Origin of the sequence: Paenibacillus whitsoniae (assembly GCF_003955665.1) — a bacterium.
In the GTDB taxonomy this organism is placed as follows: Bacteria; Bacillota; Bacilli; order Paenibacillales; family NBRC-103111; genus Paenibacillus_E; species Paenibacillus_E whitsoniae.
Window position 1 is genome coordinate 57,377 of sequence record NZ_RXHU01000075.1, and the last position, 24,903, is coordinate 82,279.

Genomic DNA, 24,903 nt, shown 5'->3' on the forward strand with positions numbered 1-24,903 from the left:
TCTCCTCTACTCTTGGTCTCTATCAGCGCGCTGATCTCGCTTGGATACTTTTATTGTATCTGGAACCCTCGAGAGACAGAATTAAATATTATTATCAGAGTGTTTAAGATCATTAACAACTGAACCCTTGCAGATTGGCTCGGAGTAAAACAAACAGGACGCCTCATGAAGGCGCCCTGTTTTGTTTTTCCTATTTTTTTAGGAAAGCAATAAAATCGAAGGATGCAGTTCCGGTTGTCGTTGGAACAGCAAATTTAATGACATGACTGCCTGCGGTAAGACTAACCGTACCGAGCGTGCTCGAGTACATGCCTTGTACCTCGCTATTCACCAAAAGCTCATTAACCGCAGCCAAATTGGTTCCATCTACGGATGTCTCAAAAGTTGCTCTTCCGGTATTTTTCTTAAACCCAAACAGCACCTCATAGTTTCCGTCAGAAGGAACGGTTACCGCAAATTGAATGTATTGATCCTTCGCGAAGGTATACTGCAGATGAGTTCCGCTCATTGCGCCATTGCGGATATATTTGCCTGTGTTATCATCGGTAGCCGTTGATCTGCTCGTCGGCGGGGAAGCCGACAAGGTATACGTTCCAACAGGATCAATATCGTAGATGACATCCACTAATTTGATGGTATACGTCAAGGATGTCGTTCCGTCTTGAGCCGTGACTTTTACTTGATCTCCGCTATAGACGACCGCATTGCCCGTCAAAAAGCCTGTGGAATAAACTGCATCAATGACCGAATATGTTTGATGCGTTGCATCTACGGATTCGAGTTGAGCAAGCAAATTGGCTGCCGTGATTCCCGTTCTCGCGATGATGGACAGTTCAGCATTGTATACAGCAAATACATCCGTATGCCCGGAAGATTTGGGTTGAATGAAGGCATTCGCAGCAAGCGCGCCAACATAAACCTTGTAAGATGCCGTTGTCGTCCCATCTTCAGCCTTGACAACGAGATTGTATACGTTGGTTGCTAATACCTGCGTGCCTGACTGTGTCACCCCTGACGCATTGGTGACGGTATAGGTTTGTAAAGAACCGTCTGTCGCAGCAACTTGAGCAGTCAACTGGGCTACAGTTGTCGTGACATCCGTTACGCCTACTCTTAGTGCAGCAACATCTACAGCAGCTACGTTGGCGTGGCTCGCAGCCGGTTGAATACCTGTATTGCTGCTTGTAACCGCTGCTGCAACGCTAATCGTGTACTGTGCCGTTGTTGTTCCATCTGCCGCCTTAACAACCAGGATATCTCCCGTGACAAGTGCGCCTGAAGATTTATCGACATGCCCAGCATCGGTGACTGAATAGACTTGCGATGAACCGTCCGTCGAGGCGACCTGAGATGTGATATGAGCGACCGTTGCGCCTGAAGGTACGTTCACCGTTTTCGCCGAATTGTCAACGGCGGTCACATTCGGGTGGCTTGCAGACAACTGAATATTGGTGTTGGTGGAAGGCGCTGGCGGTGTACTTGCTTCACCCGTTAGCCGCACATAGTCAATAACGATGCTGCCCCCAACTGTAGCTGTGAATCGAACAGCATGGTTCCCTGCTGACAGTGTGACATTGCCGAGATCAACCGGTACAAATACATTCGCTGTAGCCCCAAGCTGGCTCGTTGGGCTGCCGATGTTCGTGCCATCCAGGGAAACCTGAGCGGTCGCTCTGCCAGAAGTAGCGGTTTTATATTGATAACTTAGATCATACGTTCCAGCAACAGGAACGTTAATCGTTAATTCGACATAGTCGCCAATGGCTACCGCATTGGTCTGCAAGTAAGCTGATCCATTCGTGGTCGAGGTCGAGAGCGTCACACCGGCGCTTTTTACTGCTGTGTCTTTTTGATCCTCGGCTTCTGCTGTAATCACATTCGGAACCAAAATGGCATAGCTTTTCGTTGTCGTGCCATCTTCCGATGTGACGACTAAAACATCGCCTGTAACCAGTTGACCCGATACCTTCGGTGCATGACTCGCATCCGTCACGGCATAGGACTGATTCGTGGCATTCGTAGATTCTACTTGACTGACGATATCGCTGACAACCGAACCCAATGCTGCAGTAATCGTAGACAAGGTTGAATCTAACGCCGTCAAATTCGCATGCCCGGACGCTTTAAGCTGGATATCCGTATTTTTCAAATTGACAATCGTTGGATTCGGATATGTCTGTTTACCGGTCACCGTAACATCGTTCAGATTCGCTAGCGGAGTAAGAGCATTCCCCCACGTGTTGCTGTAATAAGCAGAATTCGTTACCGTAACATGACTTGAACCCCTTAATTGCAATACATTTGGATTGCCAGTCCCGGCAACCATTTTCATACCATCCAGCGTAGCATTAGAAACATCATCCAGCACGATGGCATAGCGGTCATCATTTTGTTCAAAGTTCATGTTGACATTTTTAAATGTAAGCCCCTTGACATGCTTAGCCCAGAAGCCATAGGAAGGTTGTTCGCCAATGTCCCCAATATTGTATTTCCCAACTCCCAATTCCGGAGGGCTGAGGAGTGTGTCCGCAAAGCTGTTTCCGCCTTTAACCAAGACGTCCACATTTTCAAAGTTGAGATTTTCAATATAGCCAATGTTGCGTCCATCCGGAAGCACCGGCCCGCCATCTCCGACTTTATAGCCGGCAATGATCGGCGTCGCTTTGGTATTCGCAGCACCACTATAGGACTTCCATCTTTTGGTCGGATCGCTGTACGAGCTTCCTTGATAAACTTGCTCGATATTCACATCTTTAATGTAAATATTTTTGACTTGACCAATATTGACATTTGTACTTAACAGTTCGTCTCGCTGTACGCCATTTTCCATCCATTTCATGCGAGTCGCATTCCCGCCGATGGTGCGTCCTCGATTCGAAATCGAAATAAAGAATGGTGCACGCGTACGTCTCATTTGAGCCTTATGATGCACAGTTCCCGTCATGCCATAGTTCAAATAAATATTTTCTACATGAGCGCCGTCATTTGTGGAAATCGAGAAGCCTGCTTTGTTCCCGGCAAGAACATAAATGTTATCTACATATGCGTTCTTAATGTCGTCTACCGTCTCACTGCCGATTTGGAACAGATTGCAGTTCGTATCCCCAATAATGTTTCGGACCCAAAAATCTGTCGCAGGGCGCGTGAAGCCTAACGAAGCGTCGCTACCTGGTTTGACAATGTCATCCGAAGAGCCTCTGACATAAATATTTTTAGCTGTCACATAGCTGCTTTGCATGTAGTCAAATACGTCCCTTGCACTGCCGCTAGCATCCTTGCCGTAGTAAAAGTCATGCGTATTGATATGATCCGTACCGGTCGCAAGCATAGCAAAGTGGCCTGCCCGATCTACTCTGAGCATATTGCTAATGTCTCTTTGCTTGACCTCGTTGCTGCCATCCGGATCAATGCTTTGTATATAATAAGGTTCATCCGTCGCTGGAGAATTCGTCTCCTCATACCAGAGATCAAGCCCGTTATCCAAACCGCCAAACTCGAAATTCGTACACAGCTTGACCGTGACCATCTTATCGCTGCGATTATTCGCAGCATTGTCCATGACGCCATCACTGGTTGAAATGTTGCCATTTCCTGTAATACGACCGTTGCCGATAATTTTGATGTTATCCAATCTTTCGCCGAAGAACATCGCATTCCTAAAATAGTGGTGGCCGACATCTTGCTTCGTCAAGTAATTCTCAGGATCCTTGTAAGGCCCAGTCGATGTAGCCGATGTGCCCGAACGATAGCCTTTGTCGGAGAAATACGTCGTCTCAGGCGCGTCTCCACCCTTCAAGGCTGAAATTGTCGCATCGCTGTTGACGTACAGATACACATTGCTTTGAAGATGAACCGTTCTCACATTAAAGGTACCGCCGGTAAACAACAGGGTGCCCCCGCCCAATGAGTTCAGATAAATAATCGCATCATTGATCGCATCCGTGTCATCAGCTGTGCCGTTGCCTTTGGCTCCCATTAATTTAGCGTCCAGTTTGCCGGTATAGAACTTGGCAATGTTGGAGTCGCCTGCGTTCTCTCCGCCAACTACTGCAAGTTTGAAGTAGTATTCGGTATTCGGCGTAAGACCGGTCAGCGTAATATTTTCTTGCGCCCCAGAGCTGATGCTTACATTCCTGGTCGTCCAGGTCGCTCCTTTATCCGTCGATTGCAGAAGCGTAATCGAAGACGCGTGCTTGGCCGGACTCCACGTGAAGGTTGCCTTCGTATACGTATCGCTCGTTTCCTTATACGTCAGACTCTTATCCAGAACCCGGCTAAAGTCGCTGATCGTTTCGACCGCCTGAAGATTGACAGCCACCCACGGACTCGTTAAGACTTCCGGTTCTGCTGTTGTGTAGGCAGCTTCGAATGTATAGCTGCCCAGGCTTGCGGACAAGCCTTCAAACGTAAGTTCGAGATCGGCGCCATTGGCCGGTCTGAAATCGAGACCGCTCAAGGTGAGCAATTGGCTGCCATCGCTGTTGTTCACAAGATCGACAGTGCCCACTTTCTGGAATCGATAACCGTCCCCAGTTCTGCCGATGGACTGGGTTTCGAGACCCGACAATTTCACTTTGCCTCTGCCGATGACATTGACCCAGGTGTTGTCCATCGTTACGTTAATGCCCTTAGGGATTTTAAGCGCAACTGTTGTTGCAGGACTTCTCAGCCCGGAAAAGAAGTTCAAAGTCACGTCTTTCGGCGTATTGGCTGTAATTTGCCCGACAGGCAGCTCTAATTTTCCTCTTAATGCGCCCTTCGCAAAATTGATCGTATAATCGCGTGTGGCTCCGCCGGCGCTAACGGTCAGCACGTCGCCTTGTGCAAGCGCAGAGGAAGACGTTTTGGAACCGGAAGTGCCCTTAACCGTATACGTCTGCGGCACGTCGGTAGCCGACGTAAGCTGATCGAGCATCTCGCCTACTGTGTTCAATGTCATCGTAGTGAGACCTGCGCCTTCTGCCGTATCTACGGTGTAGATATAAGTATTGCCTGTTGCAATGGTCAAGGAATTAGCGGAAATGTCGCTAATGTAGTTATAATTCATATCTTTTAGCCGGATTCCCGTTCCGTCGACAATGACACTCTTCGCCGGCACCGTGACGGAAAGGCTGCTTGTACTTGCCTTGCTGCCGTCAGACGTTCGCGTAACTTCCAGTACAAGATTGACCACAGTTGCTGATGTTGGGGGTACGATCGTGCCGTTCAAGGCGATAACTCCCGTAACACTTGAAGATTTGATCGCAACCGTAAAGCCTGCCGGCACGCTTGGCAATGTCAACGAAACTGCATTTTGCACTGGCGCAGTGATGGATGTGATCGCTCCCGCCACTTGGGCGGCCGTTTGTCCGGACTGCGGCGGTTGATCCCCACCGGATGATCCTCCGGACGAACCACCGGATGAACCTCCTGACGACGGTGGTTTGACATCCGTCTTAACTCCATCCGAAACCGTTACGTGTACAGGCTGAGGTTCCATTGTAACGCCATCCGCATTGATGACAGCGTTTTCGATATGCCCTGAGCCCTTCACTGCTACCTGCGCATTGGCTGTAAAATTAGTCACATTCGCCTTATCGTTCATGGAGACAGAAGTCCCTGCTGCCGATGGTTGGACTTTCATATTTTCCACCGTTCCGCCGGTTAACGCTATGGCGGCAGGGGACAGAACATTCAGCTCACGAACACTGCCTGAGCTGATCTTAACCTCGGAGCCAACAGCAGACTTCTGGATCGTGATGGCATCTACAGAACCATCCGTGACTTGAACCGTTACCCCAGGCGCTTCGACGGAGATGGAGCTAAAGTGTCCATCCAGCGTGATGTCCTGGCCTGCTGCAATCGTCCCTGCAACCTGCACATCACCAAAACCGCTGCCTGTCAGGCTACCTGTTTCCAGCAAAGCGCCCGATTGAAGTTGAACCTTCGGAATGCTGGAATCTCCTTGCATGACAATCCTGACTTTGCCGTCCTCCTTGAGAACCAAGAGTTGTCCCTGCAAGGTTGAGCTATTGATGACTATACTATGCTCGCCACCACCGCGTACAATCGTACGACCACGGACTTGTACATGATCCAGAGAGATATTCCCGTCCCCTACTCCCTGCGTGATGTAGAGGTCGCCGGCGATGGTCATGTTTTTCAGGTTTACATCCCTGGTATTGATCACCACATTGGATTGAATATTTCCTGTATACGTACCCGCTTCATTTTTCAACTCCCCGGTGATACCGTCCAGCATTTTAACAAACTCTGCTCGCGTAACCGATGATTGCGGAGCGAACATGCCATCCATCCGCCCAGTTACGTAACCGTTTTCAAATAAAGCGCTAACGGCTTGCTTACTCCACTCAGCAACTGCACTTGCATCCCCAAATTGCTCGAAGGCTTTCGGATTGCGCGTCTGCAAATCAAACGCCCGAAACAGTACGACTGCCGCCTCTTGACGGCTAATTGGCGCACCGGGTCTGAACTGACCCTCGGCGTCGCCGGTAACAATACCGGCTGCTGCCGCTTTGGCAACCGCATCAGCATACCAGGATCCTTGTGAAACATCTGCAAATGCACCGGACTTCAGGCTTGAATAGCCAAATACCCGAGTAATGAGCGATATGAACTCAGCCCGGCTCACCGAAGCATCCGGCTTGAAACTATGATCCTCGTAACCGTTAATAATCCCCTTTTGAGACCAACGGTCAATCTCTTGCGATGCCCAATGAGAAGCCGTATCCGTAAATGCCGTCATGCTTGGCACAGACTCCGCAGCAGTCTCGACTGCAGCCGGTTCCGCGGCTGCCGCTGATCCGGCAAAAACCGTTGTAGCTAGCATGGAGAAGACTTGAACTTTTGCCAACGTTGTTCGTAATGTTCGAAGCACATATTTCCCCCCTTTTGGATTCCTGATTCCATTATAGAAAGATATGTTGTCGAATAAGATGCAATATTTTAATATAAGTGTGCAATATTTTATCATATACACGCAGGCACTTGCGTAAATAACAAGTGCCTGCTGCAACCTATTCGATATTCAGAATTCGACTAACCGTTACTGCCGCTTCGGCGCGAGTCGCGTTCTCCTTCGGAGAGAATTGGTCCTGCGCTCGGCCCTGAAGCAGTTGCAGGCTGGTTGCCAATCTAACCGCAGGAAGCGCCCATGCTTCGATGTCTGCTTCATCACGGAACTGGGACGAGGTTGTATCCGTTGGTGCAGCATGATCCTCGCCGTGGACCAGTGTATAGGCTCGCATCAGCATAACCGACATCTCCTCCCGAGAAATCGTGACATTCGGATCGAATTGCGACTCGCTTTTTCCATTTATGATTCCTTGCTTCACTGCTGCCATAATCGGCGCTGCGTACCAGGCATCAGGTGAAACATCCGCAAACTGCTGCTGCCCTCCACTTACCGGCAACCTGAGAGCCCGAACCAGCATGGCGGTAAACTCTGCCCGCGTCACTGGCCGATTCGGTTCAAACGACGAGACGTCGCTGTCGATAATATGCCTCGCTGCCAGCACTTGAATGTCTTCCAACGCCCAATGTTCGCTTGGCAGATCGGCGTAATTAGCCTTCAACTCGAAGATCGCATATTGGCCCGGATGACTGATCTCCGCGGTCACTTCGCCATTCACGTATATGCTCTCCACATAAGCGAAGCGGCCTTGTTCCGCCAAATCATAGATTCCCAGGAGCTTGGCGTTACGCGAAGCGTCTGCTTTGATTCGAATGGTAAGCGGATGTTCGAATTGTTTTACCTGCGTTATCTTGCCGTTCGCATCCAGCAAAGAAACACCAACTTCATAGACACTGCTTGCCGGCTTCAGATTTCCATGAGATCCGTTCCCTCCAGAGAGTGATGAATCCGTGTTAAGAAGTTGAATAACTACGGAATCACTGCTCTGCTCCGCCGCATGAAGCATGCCCGAAATTTGGCGAATCAGGTCAGGATGAAGTTCCATACTCACATTGCCAACATGAATCTCTAACGGATGGTCCCCAAGTTTGGAGGCTATCTGGGCTGGCAACACAATTTCCTTGGCATCGTTCGGAGTGCTAACGATCAGCTTTCCACCCTGTGTTGGGCTGGAAAGCGCGCTTTCCGAAACGAGATAACGATCATGGCTAGCCGGAAGGGTGCTTGGGGGCGTTGAGCTGCCCGAGCCGGTATTTCCGGTGTTCCCACTGTTCCCTTCAGTCCCTGTATCTCCGTCCCCTGGCTGCCCTCCCGGTCCGCCGCCTTCTTCACCACCACCGCTCCTTGCAGGCACAATCACCGTAATCAGATCCGTATCTGCGCTTTCACCATCGGAGTTCCGCGTTACTTCCAGTACCAAATCGACTGCCGTTGCAGTTGCAGGCGGATAGATCACTCCGCTTGCGTTTATGACGGAAGGATTGTAAGTCTGCTGAATGGCAATCGAATACCCTTCCGGAACAGAAGGAAGCGTCAACTCCGTTGCATTCGGCGCAGGGGCCGGAATAGACGTAATACCGTCTGCAATGACCTGCGGATCAACCTCAAGAACCGTTACATTCGCAATCGCCGGGATTGTCGTCCCATAAACGGCGCCTTCAACTGTAAAGCTCCCTAATGTTGAATAACGGGCAGGATTGATCGCATCCCATGTTACGGCTACATTCCGATGGGAATCGTCTGAATAAACAGCCTCCACTTCCGCTGGCAGTTCAGGTCTTTCATTCAGCACGGTCGAAATAGCTGTCGCTGGAATGCTGATAATCGACGGAGAGACAACCTCAGGCACTAATTTCACATTATCGATGACAAAATCAAGCGTCTTCGTCATCGCCGGATTTTTGCCGACAATATCGAATCGGAATTGATGAGCGCCCGAAGTCAAGGAAACCTGCCCCAAGCTAGCTGACGCGTATTCGGCCGTATTGGAGAACTGATCGACTGGATCCCCGACAGGCGTGCCATCGATATACATTTGGAAAATACCCCGGGCATTATTCTTCTTGTAGCCGAAGACGACCTCATACTTGCCCGCCTGCGGAACATCCCCTGTGAAATTAACGGATTGGCCCGTTGTTGCCGTAAACGTAATCTGGAAGTTTCGTCCGCCGCTTGCAGCTGCTTCGTTATTGAATTTGGTGCCTAGTCCGCTGGGTGACAGTACGTAGGGCATGCTCTCCCCTTCCAGAATCACCGGATTGCCCGCGCCAGATCCCGGATCGGTTCCGGGTACAACGACCGTAATACTGCCGGTATCCTTCTTGACACCATCCGACGTTCTAGCCACCTCGAGCACAAGCTTCACGGAAGTATCCAAAGATGGCGCATGAATCGTCCCGTTCGTGTCAATGACGCTTGTCTGATCCGAGTTTTTGATACGCACCGTATAGCCCGACGGCACACTCGGAAGGACCACGCTCGTTTGCCCCTTGGCAATCGTTGGCATCGCCGTAATACCCGCCGCAATGTTATCGATGGGATCCGTTGCCGAAGCCAAGAACATCGCTTGTGCGATTTGGCCCTGCCCCGTACCGCTCATAATTTTCGCGCGCAGCGTTGCGCTTTGATGAATATCGATGCCGCCCTGATACAAGGGAGAAGTCGCCGTAGGTTCACTTCCATCTGTGGTATAGCGAATCACTGCGCCAGGATCTGTTGCATGCAAAACAACATGCTGGGTCCCAAAGAATACAGAACCGTAAGGTTCCATGGAAATGCTGGATATCTTGAGCAGTCGGACACCATGGGGCTCAATCGCTTCACTGTAAGCCGACATCTCCCCCAATGCCGAGTGCGACCACATGTCGCTAACCAGGTAATTTCCCTGGATGCCTAATTGATTGGCAAAATTGATAGAGCGAACCTGAGGCGTATCTTCTCGGTTGAATAACGCCACAACCCATGTTCCGTCTGACAGCTGCCCTTTCCAAATTTGGCTCTGTGGATTCGTTACATCTCTGACCAACGGTTTGCCGACAAAACCGCGCTTGTTCATATCGATAATTTCCCAATTCTTATAGTACACATCGTTATTTCCTATATTCGAATAGCGATCTCCGATATTGATGCTGCTGCCTGCCATCGCGAGCAGACTGATTCTCGTTTTCTTCTCGGCGTCCGTTCCTCCCGAGCTAAGCACACTAAAATCGCCGTCCAGAACAACTTTCCCCGGTCCGGATAAATCCGAGAACCAGACAAAGCCGTCGAAAATATTGTAAGCCGGAGGCCACGAATTATCTTTGACCTTCCCTCGATTGCGCAGGCTGGTATGATACCAGACCCCGGGCTGTGTCGTATCCGTTCTCCAGTCTTCACTTGCCCTCAGAAAATCAGCCGTAGCCACCTCATCCACAGCATGATTGACATTATTCGTATTGGCATAATACAAAATGATGTCATTGCCAGCCGCTTCCCGCATCCAGTCATACAGTTTTTTCATAGCCGCATGACCGTAAACATCCTCATAGTACCTCAAAAAATCAATTTTCAGCAGGTCAACGCCGATGGAGATGTAATACTTGATCATCCCTTGCACGTATTCCTTGGAACCCGCAGCATCCGGATCGACCATATACCGGGTTTGATGCATGTATTTATTGTTCGGATCTTCCCGCACAATGTTTTTAAGCGGAATATTCGTGCCTACAACTTTCAAGGTTGGATCATTCGCAAGATCCTGATGCAGCCAGGAGGGATTGTAATAGATCCCCAATTTAAGTCCCTTCGAATGAACATAGTCCGCCCACCATTTCCAATCGTGCTGCCAATCGTTTTTGTAATACGTGATGTATCCATCGGCGTTATGTTTGGTCGAATCCCCTACCCAGCCATCCACACAAATGTACTGGTACCCGTACTCCTTGTAATTGCTGGCGATCCAGTCTGTGTTGGCTTGCATCTGCGACTCGGTAAAGCTTCCTCCATAAGGTGTTGCATGCCACCCCAGATTACCAGAACCTTTTTGCGTAAAAACCGTATCTGCCGCATGTGCTTCCCGTATGGGAATCAGGCCGCTTGCGATCAGCAGAGAGGCGGCGATGGCCACACTTTTTCGACATATCGAATGAATCCTCTTTTCCTTCATCCGCTTGCTCCCTTCTTGAGAATAGATGGTTATCCAGCTTTGTCAGCAATGCCGCATGCTGGAAACCCTTTCATTATAAAGAGAAGCAAGTCTGGTTAGAGTTAAAAATGATTATCTCGTTGTTTAAAATCTTTACCAATACGAATTTCTGTGTGCCGGCAACCGTCACTCTCCCCCATTTTGCCGCGGGATGCTATAATAAATGTCGATTCCCGATAGCCATCTGCCGAGAGAGGAGGGCTCCCGTGCCTATTCAACAAGAAACAGAACTGTACGCGCCAATCAAACAGTTTTTCGAAGAACGCGGCTATACCGTGCGCGGAGAGGTCAAGCATTGCGATCTCGTCGCCGTCCGAAGCGAGGACGAGCCCATGGTCATTGTCGAGTTGAAAAAAAGCTTTAACATCCCGCTCCTCGTGCAAGCGATTGACCGGCTCAAGCTCAGCTCCGAAGTCTATGTCGCCTTCGAGCTTCCCAATAAAGGAAAAGCGCCGCATCGTCTCGCTTGGGAGGATGTGCGCCGCTTATGCCGCATGCTCGGACTCGGTGTCCTGACCGTGCAATTCTACAAACGCAAACAGCCCACAGTCGATCTCGTCTGTGAGCCTACGCCATATCAATTGCGCCCGAATAAACGGGCAACAACGAAACTAATGACTGAATTTCGCGAGCGAAGCGGCGATTACAACGTCGGCGGCAGTACCAAGATGAAGCTGATGACCGCCTACCGGGAAAAATCGCTGCACGCCGCGCACCTTCTGAAGCAGCACGGCCCGCTCAGCCCGAAGCAGCTGCGAACATTGACCGGCAACGCGCATGTCGCTTCGTTGCTCCAGCAAAACTTCTATCGCTGGTTCGCGCGGCAGAGCCGGGGCATCTACGCCGTTACCCCGCTCGGCGAGAAAGCGCTGGCCGACTACGCACATGTGGCGCAGGCGTTTCCCGAAACGCAGCCGCTGCCGGAGCCCGCGCCCACCCGCAAGGGAAAACGCAAGCTTAAGAGCGAATAAGCACACGGTGCACGCTCGCATCCTCCTGCATGTGCAGCAGCGCTTTATTCATCCAGATCGCCGCCTGAGCACCTTCCCCCATGGCGATTGTGACTTGCTCGGCATGCACGCCGACATCGCCGGCCGCCCAAACGAACGGCACGCTGGTCATTTTGCTGCGGGGATCGGTAAGGATGTGGCGGTTCTCCATCCGCTCCGCCCCAAGCTGGCGGGCCAGGTCGGATTTCACCTCATTGCCGCCAAACGCAATAAAGCCCCGCTCCGCCGTAAGGCGCTTTCCGCTGCCCAACACGACGCCGCCAAACGCCCCCGCTCCCGCCGTAATCACTTCCTGTATGTCCTCCTGTACGAGCTCGATGCCCTTCTCCTGCAGCGCCTTTACAAACTTACTCTGCACAGCGCATTGCTGGTGATTGACGTAAGTCAACCGATCTGTCCGGCGGCTTAACTTCAGCGCCATAGCGGCTCCGGCATCTCCGGACCCCATGACAATCGTCACTTTATCCCGAATTTCATAGCCGTCGCAGTCCGGACATACATACACCGTTAGCCCCAGACATGGTTTTAACCCGGGAACATCGGGCAGACGATCCATAAGACCGGTAGCGAGCAGAAGCAGACGTCCGGCATAACCTCGGCCAGACTTGCCCCACAGTTCAAAGCCTTCGCCGATCTTTCCTTTTTGCACCGCTTGCACGATTTCATCCTGCACGAACTGGACGCCCAGCCGCTCCGCTTGCAACCGGCCAAGCCGGCGCAGCTCTTCACCGGAAACGCCGTCCGGCCAACCTAATAGATTATGATAGCTTCGACACAGCGTCGAACGGCCGCCGCCTGCGTCAATGACCATAACGCGATGTTCGTAACGCCCCAATTGAATCGCAGCCTGCAGGCCGGCAATCCCGCCGCCCACGACAAGGCAATCCGCATTTTCCATTTGAAAGCCCCTTTGCCCTTTTCTCGAATCAGCTACTCTCCATTTTAGGATGGCCGATCCAAGGCGCTTTCATCCTGATTTACCGATTCTTAATCGACGGAATCAAAGCGAACTGCGTAGCTGCCGCCGCCATAAGAATCCACGGAATCCAACCGCCGTCCAGATTGCTGCCCAGCGAAATCAGCACGAAAATTGAAATGATCCGTCCCACATTCAAAAAGGATTCTCGGACGACAACGCTTTCGACTTTCAACTGCCCTTTCGGTGGCAGTTCGGCGATCAGGCTGTAATAATAGCCTGTCATTGTATTCCCTTGCAGCGGCGCGAAGATGGAATACAAAATCATAAACCCGACGACCGACCAAATGCTGAGATTGCCGATAATAAAAGACACGCCGATCAAATATCCGACCGTCGAAATAAGCAAATAAAGCCGCGACATCGACGTCCGTGCAAATTTGGAGATCAGGAAGCCCATGACAATGCTCAGGCTGGAATACAGCATGCCGAGATAGCCGACCAGATCTTCCCGCGGCAGCACCTTGAACAGCAAAATGTTCGGTAAAAACAACATGATGCCCTGCAAGAGGCCCATGCCGAAAAATCCGAGGCAGGCTTTCAGCCAGCGGGGCTCTTTTCTCATGATCAGACCGACATATTTTAAATAGTAGACACGGTGATGGCTGCCGGACGCTTTGATTTTCAGCGAAATCAGTCCAGCCAGGAAAAACATGACGAACGCAATGGCAAAGACGATGGTGTAGCCGCTCAGCCCCTCTCGCATCCGGATAATAAATCCGGCAACCGCAGGACCCGCCAGCGTAGCCGCGGTGAAGAAAATCATATTATACGCCAAGTAGCGAATCCGGTTCTGTTCCGTGGACACATCATACATAAGCGTCAAATACCCTACCCAATAGAACGCGAGCGCAAGTCCGTTAAAGATGCCGAACCCGACATAGTAATCCACCAGACGTTCCTGCGCAATGCTCACGCACAAATAGAAAAGACCCACCAGCGCAATGCCAAGCCGGTAGGAAACCATGCGGTCTTTCTTTTTGATCAAAAAGCCGCCAAGCGCAAAACCGATCGGCGTCAAGGCGTAGACGATGATATTATACGTGCCGTTGACGGCCACGCTTTGCGTTAAACGCCATAAATACAAATTGAGAAATACACCCGACATGGAGGCGCCGAATTGGAAGATCGAATGGATGATTAGCGAAATGATCGCTTCCTTGGACAAGCGCTTTTCCAGCGGGAGCGCGCTCCCGCGGCTGTTTAGCCAAGTCCTGATGTTAAGCTGCATGATAAACCTCCGCCCATATGTCTGGTCCCTGATTCTGTTTCTATTTCCTCCATTCTATCAGCGCGCCCGCTTTCTGTTAAACAGCAAAAACCCTCAGCATTTGCGCTGAGGGCCATCTTATATCCGGATTTGCTTTACTTCTTCAAGCTATCCCATGTTTTCTGGAATTCATCGAGCATTTGATCCTTCGTATACTTCTTCGCAACATAACCTTGCATGATGTCGCCGAATTTTTTGGAGGAAGCTTCGCCGCCAGGGAATTTGAACCAGTTCCAGCTCAGTGTTTTACCAGCTTTGCTGTACGTGATGATATCAGCAGCCAAAGGTCCAAGTACCTTCTCATCGGCAGGGATTGATTTGAACGCCGGAATGAATTTGAATTCTTCCGTGATATATTTCTTACCGATATCGGAGGTAACCATCCAGTTCAAGAATTTTTTCGCTTCATCTTTCACAGCGGAGTTTTTGTTGATAACCCAGTTATTCGGTACGCCTACGAACAATTTATCGTTCGCCGCCGCATCATCGCTGATCGGCATTGGCAGGAAGCCGACTTTTAGATTAGGGTTCGTTTTGTCCAGCTGTACTTGTGTCCAGTTGCCTTGCTGTGTCATCGCGGCTTTGCCTGTTGCGAAATCAGTTACTTGTGTATTGTAATCCGTTTGCAGCGGATTTTTGTTACCGTATTGGAGCTGCAGATCGAACAGCTTCACCCATTGGTTGAACACATCGTTGCCAGGAATTTTGGCAGTGCCTTTGTTCAGACCGTCGATGAACGCGTTTGGATCTTTCTGATAGGCGAACGGCAGATTCACGAAGTGGTTGCCCAGTACCCACCACTCGCCGTAGCCAGTTTCAAACGGTGTGATCCCTTTCGCTTGAAGCTTCTTCGCCGCGTCTTCCAGCTGGGAGAATGTCTTCGGCAGGTCAGTGATGCCGGCTTTCGCAAACAGGTCTTTGTTGTACTGGAAGCCGTAACCTTCGAGGTTCAACGGTTGGCCGTACAGCTTGCCGTTTTTCGTCATCGGCTCTTTCGCAACGTCGACCAGGTCCTTCACCCAAGGCTGATCGGACAGGTCTTCCAGGTTGTCGATCCATTTGTCCAGATCGCTGAAGCCGCCGTTATTGAAGATATCCGGTTTGTCGCCGGAGTTGAATTTCGCCAGCAATGCCGCGCCGTAGTCTGCGCCGCCGCCGACGGTATCCACTTGGATCTTCACGTTCGGATTCAGCTTCTGGTATTCCTGCACCAGTTTGTTCAGTTGATCGGCAATTTCGACTTTAAATTGGAACATCTTGATCGTAACCGGTTTGCCGGTGGCAGGAGCGGCCGAAGTTGCCGCACCGGATGTTGCCGCAGGCGCTGGCGTCGTTGTCTCTTCTTTTTTGCCGCAGCCTGTTGCAAGAACGGAAAGTGAAAGTACAGCAGCCATACTGACCATCGTTAATTTTTTCATTGAGAAAGCCTCCCTTTATCTTGGTTCCCTTGTGAGCGCTGCCGGCGCATTCGCACCGTGCCACTCGCTGACAAGATTCATTGTAAACACTTACATGCCCACTTCACACCGAGAATATTGAACATAAAAGTGGAATATCTTGAACTCTTTTACATAATTGTTACCCTTTTACTGAACCTGCTGTAATGCCTTCAACGATATGCTTCTGCAGCATCAAGAAGAAAATGACGATCGGCAGCACGCTCAGCGTCAGCCCTGCAAGCGCCAAATCCCACTGCTTCGTGTATTGGCCGAAGAAGGAGAATGTCGCCAGCGGAATGGTGCGCAGCTCCGGATTGTTCAGCACAAGCGAAGGAAGCAAGTAATCGTTCCAGATCCACAAGCTGTTCAAAATAATCACGGTCATCGTCATCGGCTTGAGCAGCGGGAAGACGATTTTCCAGAACACGCCGTACGGCGAGCAGCCGTCTACCGTTGCGGACTCTTCAATTTCTTGTGGAATGGACTTGACGAAGCCATGGTACAAGAATGTGTTCAACGAGACGCCGAAGCCGAAGTAGCAGGCGACCAGCCCCAGCTTGCTGTCCATCAGTCCAACATTGCTCGCAACGCGGACAAGCGGGATCATGATGGATTGAAAAGGAATCACCATGGCCGCGACGAACGCGAGGAAAACGAGATTGTTGAATTTGCTTGGCTTCCTCACCATACGGTACGCCGCCATCGAAGAAATGACCACTAGCCCTAAGTTGCTCACCACGGTGATGAAAAGCGAATTAAAGAACGCTTTCGGGAAGTTCATGATCGTCCAAACTTTGGTATAGCTGTCCAAGTACAACGATTGGGGCAGTTTGGCCGTATTCGCCGCCAGCTCAGGGAACGTCTTAAGCGAGTTGACGACGACAAAATAGAATGGGACCAAGAACAGCAGCGCCACGAGAATCCCGAGCACTTCAAGCGTAAACAGCCTTGCGCTGTATTTTTTAACGGAATCCATTAGATTTCAACCTCCTTGCGTTTCGTGTACATTACCTGGATGGTTGAAATGATGGCGACCACGATAAAGAATACGAACGCTTTCGCTGTGCCCAAGCCGTAGCGGTTATTCCTGAACGCTTCCTGGTAAATGTTGATAGAAACCGATTCCGTGGAGTTGAATGGTCCGCCTTTGGTAAGCGAGAAGTTCAGGTCGAAAATTTTGAAGGACCACGAGATTGTCAGGAACAGGCACACCGTGACAGCCGGCATAATGAGCGGTACAATGATACTACGCAGCACCTGCCAACGTGTTGCTCCGTCAATATGCGCCGCTTCGATCATATCCTTCGGCACGTTTGCGAGCGCTGCGATATAAATAATCATCAGGTAGCCGGCCCCTTGCCATACGCTGACAATCACAATCGCCCAGAATGCGGTTGGCGCATCGCCAAGCCAAGGGAGCTCGAAGAAGCCGATGTGCGTCAAATCGCCAAGCGTCGCGAAGCCTTTTACAAAAATAAATTGCCAGATAAACCCGAGCAGCAAACCGCCGATCACGTTCGGCATAAAGAAGATCGTCCGCAGCACATTGCGCGTCTTGAGTGCTTGCGTCAGCAGCAACGCCAACAGGAAGCCGACCAGATTCGTCAAAATCACGTTGGTGATCGTCAACCGTGACGTAAAGCTGAACGCGTGCCGGTAATCCGCATCGTGCAGCAGAATTTGCTTGAAATTGTCCAGTCCGTTGAAGGTTACGTTCGTTGTGACGCCGTTCCATTCGGTAAATGAATAGTAAATACTCATCAGAAACGGGATCAGCACAATGACGCCGAAGAATAGCAGCGCAGGTCCGACAAAAACCCATTGCTGCATCCATCCTGATAACCTTTTACTTGTTTTCATTGGGAATTCCCCCCTACTTCATATCTCACTGTATACCGTAAGTATAGTTCCCTGCCAAACCCGGAAACACAGACGATGGTGATGCATTAGGTGGAATTTGTTGACCTCCCCTGCTACAATGAGGAAAAATCCACGATAGAATCCGAGGGGATCGCAGTGATACGCCACAGCTTCCGCAACAAGCTGATTCTTTTTCTCGTCATCGCCACCATGGTGCCGTTCCTTACCTCGCTCGTCGTTTCCTACTTCTTTACCAAGCAAAAGGTGACGGAGGATACGCTGACGAATAACTCCGCGCTGCTTTCCCAAGGCAAAACGAATTTAATTAACTATTTGGACGGCGTGGTCCAAGCCTCCTCCACCATTTACACCGGCATCCATCTTGCTGAACTCGGACAGCTCTATGATATTTTGCTCACTCAGAAAGAAATTGATTACATGAGCGACAAAGTTATCAAAAGCGGTCTTCAAGTCATGTCCCATTCGGTCAAAGAAATCAAGCAGATCTACTTGTATGCGTCCGTCAGTGATCGGTCGTATCTCGCCAGCAACGATTTTCAAGCAAGCAGTGAGGGCAAGTATGTGAAACTGCTGCCTTTCCCGGCAGACAAAAGTGTTTATTTCGAGGCAACGCATCTTAGCCACTCATATAACATCGCGCTCAACGTACCGCCCGTGGCCGAGCCCGTGCTGTCCATGCACCGGCGAATTGTGTATTCCCCTCACAACGATACGATCGGCGAGCTGATCGTCGATCTGAATCTCGGCTTAATCTCGGACATTGCGCAAAGCATGTTTACGCACGACCAGCAAGAGCTCTACATCCTCGACGGTGAAGGACGCATTATATTCGGGCCCGATCCCGCCAAGTGGGGGCAGCCTGAGGCAGGCGACTGGTGGCATGAGGCGCTGCAAAGTCAGGAAGAGCGGGGCAGTTACACCTGGAACAAAGACGCCTACGCCGGAATTAATATTTATGAAAAAATGAAAACCGATTATTTGGACTGGACGATCGTCAAACGGCTGCCTTATGCGCAGCTGACCGAGAACGCCCGGCAGTTGACATTGATTAACGGACTCATCCTGATCGTCTCGATGTTTATCGTCATTGCGAGCACGGTGTACATTTCGATCCGGTTCACCGCGCCGATCAAGCAGTTGATCCGCTATATTACACGCATCCAGACCCGACAAGTTCAGATCGGCGATACCCAGGCCGACATCAGCTTTGCGCGGCAGGACGAGCTTGGCATCCTGGCGCACCGCTTTCACGGTCTGATGCAGGACCTGGATCAAATGGTTATGCGCGAATACCGGCTGGAGATCGCCAATAAATCGACCCAGCTGGGAGCGCTGCAAGCGCAGATCAATCCGCATTTTCTGAACAATGCGCTGCAGTCCATCGGCACGCTGGCGCTCCAGCACGATGCCCCGAAAATTTATATGCTCATCTCCTCGTTAGCGCGGATGATGCATTACAGCATGCATACGAACGAATCCATCGTTCCGCTGCGCAAGGAAATCGAACACATCAAAGCGTATCTGGAGCTGCAGCAGCAGCGCTTCGAACATCAGATCGACATTGTGTACGCGATCGAGGAAGGTACCGGGGCTGTCATGGTCCCGAAAATGATCCTGCAGCCGCTCGTTGAAAATTATTTCAAGCATGGCTTTCATCCAACATCCTCCGAGACGAGCCGCCTCCGTATTGAAGCGGCCCGGGTAACCAGGCCGGACGGCGATTATTTGCAACTTACCGTTGAAGACAATGGCACCGGCATCACCGAGCAGCGCATGCAGGAAGTGCGCAAGCAGCTGCGCGCAGCGAACGTCGAAGGCACGGAGGGCGGCGCCAGTATCGGCCTCAGCAACGTGTGCACGCGGCTGCAGCTTTATTTTAATGGACAAGCGTCCATGGAACTTATTCCCGCTGTCCCTCACGGGCTCAAAATTATGATTCACATTCCAATCAAAGAAGGAGCAGCTTAGATGAAGGTTTTACTTGTCGACGATGAAAAACACGTTCGCGACGCGATCCGGCTGCTCGTCAAATGGCAGCAGTATGGCATTGATACGATTCTGGAAGCCAAGGACGGCGAAGAAGCGATTCAGCTGGTCCAGCAGGAACAGCCGGAAATCATCATGACCGACATGATGATGCCGGTCATGAACGGCGTGAAGCTGCTCGAATGGCTGCATGCGAACGCTCCTACGGCCAAAACGATCGTCATCTCCGGTCACGATGACTTTTCCCTGCTGCGGCATACGCTCAAATACGGCGGCATGGATTATATTTTGAAGCCGATCGATCCTTCCCAGTTGAACGAGGCGCTGGAGAAAGCGATCACGGCTTGGCTCAAGGAAGAAGAGCAGCGCCATGTCAGCCGCGAGCTGAACATTGAGGTGAATTCCATCAAGCCGATGTATTGGGACAAGCTGCTGTCCTCGATTTTGGCGGAGCCTGCCGCGTACGAAGCCGCCGCTGAGCAGCTTGAGAAAGAGCTTCGGCTGCCGCGCGGCGTCCAGACCTGCCGCGTCGCCATTCTCTCCCTGGATACGATGGAACGCAGCGTCAAAAATAAATTCGCCCAGAACCTGGACCTGTTGATCTTCTCCCTGATCAACATTTGCAACGAGTTCTTGACCAAAAACAGGCGCGGCTTCTCGTTCCGCCACTGGAACTCCCAGCACGAGATCGTGCTGCTGGTCTGGTCGGAGCTGGCTGAGCTGGAGGACCTGCTCGCCGCCATCAACGAGGGCATGCGCGCTGCGCTGCATACGCGGGTCGATTTTGGCCTGGGGCACGTGCATCCGTTCCCGGCCGGCTTCCAAAGCGCGTACCAGGAAGCGCGAAGCGCCCTCCGGCAGCGCAACCTCAAATCGAAGGAAACGTGGATTCACCGTTTCACGCCCGCGTCCAAGGCCGCGCCGCAGGCGCTTGCCTTCAATCAATTCGAGACCGGCATGCAGCTCGCCGTGCAAAGCGGAAATATCGATCAGATCGGAGAGGCGATTCAGCATTTTATCGATGCCGTCAAGGACAGCGACGTGGTGACGCCCGAGCAGCTCGACATGTGGTGGAGCGAATACCGCGTCATGCTGCGAAGATGGGCGCCTCAGCTCGTCCCGGCGGCCCGCGAAGCGGAACTGAAGGAGCTGCTGCTGGACGATCAGGCGAGCATGATCATTCCGCTCGATGAGCGAGGCATGCTGTCGCTCTCGATCTGGCAGCAGGAGCTGTCGCGGAGCTTGACCCATCTGTCGAAGCTGTATGTCGAAAGCCAGCAAAAGGACAACAATGTGATTTTCGAAATCGCCGCCTACCTGGACAAGCACTATCACGAGGATATTTCCCTGCAGGATATTGCGAGCCGCTTCTATCTCAGCCGGGAATATATTTCGCGGAAATTCAAGCAGGAGTTTAACGTCAATCTGTCCGATTATCTGGGTAGCATTCGCATGAGCAAAGCGAAAGTGCTGCTCTGCAATCCGCATCTGCGTATTTCCCAGGTGGCCGAAATGGTCGGCTACCAGGATGAGAAATATTTCTCCAAAGTTTTTAAAAAAATCGAGGGCATGACGCCCGGCGAATATCGAAAAACAACGAATTCTATCTAACTTTCTGGATAAAATATGGAATCTCTCTCTCTAGTAGGCTATACTAGGAGGCAGAGGTGATCGTCATGAGTATGCCTGTCGAGAATACAGCGGTAAATTCTTTACCCCGCACGGCAAAATCTACCAAAGTCAAAAAGAAAACGTACCTGTACCTGTTTGCAGGCTGGGTCCTGCTCATCGGAATCGGCGTGGCCGCAACCATGCTGTACACGCAACATTTACGCCAACAAATTACAGCCGATATTGCGCAGCAAACAAATAGCCAGCTTCAAGTGATTCAGCAAGACTATCAAAAGCAAGTCTCTGATCTGCGAGACAGTGTCGCCGCCGATATGAAAACGTTGCAAGGCAAAGTCGATTCCTTGAACGAACTGCTCGCTTTCACCAAGGACAGCGCCAACAGCAAGACGGATAGCAGCAATCAGCTCTATACGCAGCTGGCCGATGTGAAGAAGAAGCTTGAAGAGCTTCAGAAAAATCTGGATGTGTTAAAATGATGCAGCCGAACCCGGTCCAACACATCAACCGCGTCTTTTTGCTAGCCTGCGCCCCGTTCCTCGGCATGCTGATTTGCCTGCTTTTCGTATCGCTGGATGTGAAACTGCTGCCGTGGCAACCGCCAGCCCCGGCCACGATGACGTTCTCGCAGGAAACTTCCGCGCTGCAAAATGGTCTCGCGTTGGCAGGCGACAACGCGGTGCAGACCAAATCGATCATTCAGCAATATTACGATCTGTATGAGAAAAGCACCGCCGAAGTGACCGCCATGCTCCAAGCTGCTGCAGCCGGCGCGCTCAAACCCGGCGTCATCTACGATTCGCGTATCACAGCGAAGCTCGGCAGCCCGATCCGCCAGGCATCATCCGGCAACATCGACATCAAGCTGTTCAGCTTGAACGAGAAGAACTATACCGGTTATGCGCTGAAAGTGAACCTCAAGAACGACAAGGCGATCAAGCTCGTCCTTGGTAACGATAAACTTGGCTCCAGCGAGACGACGCTGTCTGCGGCGAACCGTTACGGCGCTATCGCCGGCGTCAATGCCGGCGGCTTCGCGGACGACAGAAACGGTCGGCGCTATCCGCTGGATACGACGATGATCAATGGGAAGTATTTGAACGGCTTCTTCCCTTCGAATAACGGTACCGTGTTCATCGGACTGAACAAGGACCGCAAGCTCATCGGCGGTAAGTTCTCGTCCCAAGCCGAGCTGGACAAGCTGAACCCGCAGATGGGTTCCACGTTCGTGCCCGTCCTGCTCAAAGGCGGCAGCAAGCAGGCGATTCCAGCCCAATGGCAGACGTCGCCGGCACGCGCGGCGCGCACTGTGATGGCGAATTATAAGAACGACCAGCTGCTGTTCTTAGTCACCGACGGCTATGACGAGAGCGGCAACTCCGGCGCCACCTTGGCCGAGCTGCAGGACAAGATGCAGCAGCTTGGCGTCGTAGACGCCTACAATCTGGACGGCGGGGGCTCCACGACGCTGGTCTGGGGCGGCAGCGTCATCAACCGGCCATCCGACGGACGGCAGCGTCCGCTGGCGACGCACTTCCTGTTTTTTAAATGACCCAAATTTTTCACATTTGCCTCATATCTTTTTCTGGGCTTATTGGGTATAATAACTCTAATTGTATGCAAAAAGGGCTCTAACTACTAACGGAGGTGCAGCAATGTTCGGTCTTTCCTCGACATTTTGGCTCGTGACCACGGTATTCGCATTGTTCATTTGCGCGATGCTGACAGCTTCTTATAACGAAGACAAATCCAAAGGCCTGTAATTGACCAAGCTAATAAAAAAAGCATCGCTGCTCTCATTCGGAGAGTAGGGATGCTTTTTTCTTTGTTTTCGTATGCGAGTCACGCTCTAGCTTTCATGCCATTCATTTCTGTAATGCACACGCCGCAAATGTACCGGTCTTTAAACTCGCTCACTTGTTCCATGCTTCCACAAAATACGCATTTCGGACGATATCTTTCAAGAATGATATGGTCCCCTTGCACAAGAATTTCAACCGGGTCTCCCTCATTCATTTGGTATCGCTTACGCAACGATTTTGGAAGTACGATTCGTCCCAATTGATCGACTTTACGGACTACACCAGCTGGCTTCATCATAGGACTTCACCTCTCTTTTCCCCAAGCATATTCGCGTATTCGCCTCGAGTAGGCGTGCTACATCGATTTAACGATTACTATTCGCCGTGCCTTCGGAAAATCCTCTTCGTGAACCAGGAAATCTTTCTTTTCTTGTCAAAAATGTTAAGAGAGGCCCTAAATAATAGGACCATCCACCTATTCTTCTAGGTAAGACCTGTAAAACCGGTTTGACGAAGCCCTTCATACAAAATAATCGCCGCGGAGTTGGATAAATTCAACGAACGGACCGCATCCGACATCGGCATGCGCATTAAAGTCTCGGGATGTTGCCGCAGCAAGTCCTCAGGCAATCCTTTGGTTTCTTTCCCAAATACGAAAAAATCGCCGTCTTGGAACGTAAAATCCGTATACCGCTTGGACGCCTTGGTTGTCGCAAAGAAAAATCGATGTCCCGCGTATGCTTGCAGCACTTCATCAAATGAATCGTGATACTCCAGCTTCACGGAGTGCCAATAATCGAGTCCTGCCCGCTTTAGCGTTTTGTCGTCGGTTTGGAAGCCCAGCGGCCGCACGAGATGCAAATGTGTGCCTGTCGCGGCGCACGTTCTGGAAATGTTCCCGGTATTGGCGGGAATTTCGGGTTCAACTAGTACAATATGAAAAGCCATCGCTCTTTATGTCACCTCAATGTCTATCCTATTATAAGCGGGAGCGGATTGCAATTTTACATTGGGTTAACTTCTTCTTAATATACGGATGATAGTGAGCCTGCATACTAGAAGTATCCTTCATTCAAAGGAGCTAACTGAGCGATGAAAAAGAAAATTTTGATTGTTGACGACGAACCTTCCATCTCCATGTTAATAGAATTCAACCTCAAGCTGGCAGGCTTTGAGGTCCACTGCGTCTTTGATGGCGAAGCCGTCTTCGATGCCATCCAATCGTTTCGCCCCGATCTGATCGTGCTCGATCTGATGCTGCCCAAAATGGACGGCCTTCAAGTCTGCCGCAAGCTGCGGAGCCAGGGCAATCTCGTGCCGATCATTATGCTGACTGCGATGCAGGACTTGACGGACAAAATCGCAGGGCTCGACAACGGCGCCGACGATTACATGACGAAGCCGTTCTCTCCGCAGGAGCTGATTTCCCGCATCCATGCGATCCACCGCCGCATCCAGACGCTGCCTTCGACAACTGAGGTGGCGCCAATGACGATCGGCCAAATTTCCGTAAAAGCCGATCAGCGCGAAGTCACCGTGAACGGCGCGCCGATCGAGCTGACGCCGAAGGAGTTCGAGCTGCTGCTCTTCCTTTGCAAGCACCGCGGCAAAGTGCTCAGCCGCCAGCAGCTGCTGCACGGCGTGTGGGACTATCATTTCCTCGGCGACACGCGCATCGTCGATGTCCACATCTCCCACCTGCGGGACAAAATTGAACGCAACGCGCGCAATCCCGAATACATCATGACCGTCCGCAACGTCGGGTATAAATTAACGGAGCCGGCGGGTAAGGAATCGCTCGCGTACTAAGAACT

General features: G+C 51.2%; 15 protein-coding genes. 6 read left to right on the forward strand and 9 right to left on the reverse strand.

Annotated elements, in window-relative coordinates; all coding sequences use genetic code 11:
* Nucleotides 1-190: 190 nt before the first annotated feature.
* Together EJQ19_RS23300 and EJQ19_RS23305 are read right to left on the reverse strand one after the other, a co-directional pair.
* Nucleotides 191-6,877: an S-layer homology domain-containing protein gene (locus tag EJQ19_RS23300; RefSeq protein ID WP_164716687.1), complete on the reverse strand. Its 6,687-nt coding sequence runs from the start codon at nucleotides 6,875-6,877 to the stop codon at nucleotides 191-193.
* 139 nt (nucleotides 6,878-7,016) lie between these two features.
* Nucleotides 7,017-11,057 (reverse strand): S-layer homology domain-containing protein, encoded by a 4,041-nt coding sequence (locus EJQ19_RS23305; RefSeq protein WP_126143647.1) that lies wholly within the window; start codon nucleotides 11,055-11,057, stop codon nucleotides 7,017-7,019.
* A gap of 245 nt (nucleotides 11,058-11,302) precedes the next feature.
* Between EJQ19_RS23305 and EJQ19_RS23310 the strand changes: the two genes are divergently transcribed.
* The gene (locus EJQ19_RS23310) at nucleotides 11,303-12,067 is read left to right on the forward strand and encodes a DUF2161 domain-containing phosphodiesterase (protein ID WP_126143648.1); all 765 of its coding nucleotides are present in this window, start codon (nucleotides 11,303-11,305) and stop codon (nucleotides 12,065-12,067) included.
* On the opposite strand, the gene EJQ19_RS23315 is transcribed toward EJQ19_RS23310, so the two are convergent.
* The 5 genes from EJQ19_RS23315 to EJQ19_RS23335 all read right to left on the reverse strand — a co-directional run bounded on the left by EJQ19_RS23315 (nucleotide 12,054) and on the right by EJQ19_RS23335 (nucleotide 17,651).
* The gene (locus EJQ19_RS23315) at nucleotides 12,054-13,004 is read right to left on the reverse strand and encodes an NAD(P)/FAD-dependent oxidoreductase (protein ID WP_126143649.1); all 951 of its coding nucleotides are present in this window, start codon (nucleotides 13,002-13,004) and stop codon (nucleotides 12,054-12,056) included. The genes EJQ19_RS23310 and EJQ19_RS23315 overlap by 14 nt on opposite strands.
* Nucleotides 13,005-13,083: 79 nt before the next feature.
* A complete protein-coding gene (locus EJQ19_RS23320) occupies nucleotides 13,084-14,313 on the reverse strand; it encodes an MFS transporter (RefSeq protein ID WP_126143650.1) in 1,230 nt (409 codons plus the stop codon).
* 134 nt (nucleotides 14,314-14,447) lie between these two features.
* Nucleotides 14,448-15,770 (reverse strand): ABC transporter substrate-binding protein, encoded by a 1,323-nt coding sequence (locus EJQ19_RS23325; protein WP_126143651.1) that lies wholly within the window; start codon nucleotides 15,768-15,770, stop codon nucleotides 14,448-14,450.
* Between the two features lie 160 nt (nucleotides 15,771-15,930).
* Entirely contained in the window at nucleotides 15,931-16,767 is an 837-nt protein-coding gene (locus EJQ19_RS23330) for a carbohydrate ABC transporter permease (RefSeq protein ID WP_126143652.1), read from the reverse strand.
* On the reverse strand, nucleotides 16,767-17,651 hold the full coding sequence (locus EJQ19_RS23335) for a carbohydrate ABC transporter permease (protein ID WP_126143653.1): 885 nt from the start codon (nucleotides 17,649-17,651) through the stop codon (nucleotides 16,767-16,769). Before EJQ19_RS23335 ends, EJQ19_RS23330 begins: the two co-directional genes overlap by 1 nt.
* 90 nt (nucleotides 17,652-17,741) lie before the next feature.
* Between EJQ19_RS23335 and EJQ19_RS23340 the strand changes: the two genes are divergently transcribed.
* From EJQ19_RS23340 to EJQ19_RS23355, 4 genes are all read left to right on the forward strand, one after another.
* Entirely contained in the window at nucleotides 17,742-19,640 is a 1,899-nt protein-coding gene (locus tag EJQ19_RS23340; RefSeq protein ID WP_126143654.1) for a cache domain-containing sensor histidine kinase, read from the forward strand.
* Nucleotides 19,641-21,269, forward strand: coding sequence for a response regulator (locus EJQ19_RS23345; protein ID WP_126143655.1), 1,629 nt, complete (start codon nucleotides 19,641-19,643; stop codon nucleotides 21,267-21,269). It abuts the gene before it with no gap.
* A 65-nt stretch (nucleotides 21,270-21,334) separates the two neighbouring features.
* Nucleotides 21,335-21,766, forward strand: a complete 432-nt coding sequence (locus tag EJQ19_RS23350) for a hypothetical protein (RefSeq protein WP_126143692.1) — start codon at nucleotides 21,335-21,337, stop codon at nucleotides 21,764-21,766.
* A complete protein-coding gene (locus EJQ19_RS23355) occupies nucleotides 21,763-22,839 on the forward strand; it encodes a phosphodiester glycosidase family protein (RefSeq protein ID WP_241243057.1) in 1,077 nt (358 codons plus the stop codon). The genes EJQ19_RS23350 and EJQ19_RS23355 overlap by 4 nt, the downstream gene beginning before the upstream one ends.
* A 290-nt stretch (nucleotides 22,840-23,129) precedes the next feature.
* On the opposite strand, the gene EJQ19_RS23360 is transcribed toward EJQ19_RS23355, so the two are convergent.
* A complete protein-coding gene (locus EJQ19_RS23360; RefSeq protein WP_126143693.1) occupies nucleotides 23,130-23,384 on the reverse strand; it encodes an AbrB/MazE/SpoVT family DNA-binding domain-containing protein in 255 nt (84 codons plus the stop codon).
* A gap of 188 nt (nucleotides 23,385-23,572) precedes the next feature.
* Nucleotides 23,573-24,037: a tRNA (uridine(34)/cytosine(34)/5-carboxymethylaminomethyluridine(34)-2'-O)-methyltransferase TrmL gene (gene trmL / locus EJQ19_RS23365; protein ID WP_126143656.1), complete on the reverse strand. Its 465-nt coding sequence runs from the start codon at nucleotides 24,035-24,037 to the stop codon at nucleotides 23,573-23,575.
* A 144-nt stretch (nucleotides 24,038-24,181) separates the two neighbouring features.
* Here trmL and EJQ19_RS23370 point away from each other — a divergent pair, with 144 nt between their 5' ends.
* On the forward strand, nucleotides 24,182-24,898 hold the full coding sequence (locus EJQ19_RS23370; RefSeq protein ID WP_126143657.1) for a response regulator transcription factor: 717 nt from the start codon (nucleotides 24,182-24,184) through the stop codon (nucleotides 24,896-24,898).
* Nucleotides 24,899-24,903 lie beyond the last annotated feature (5 nt).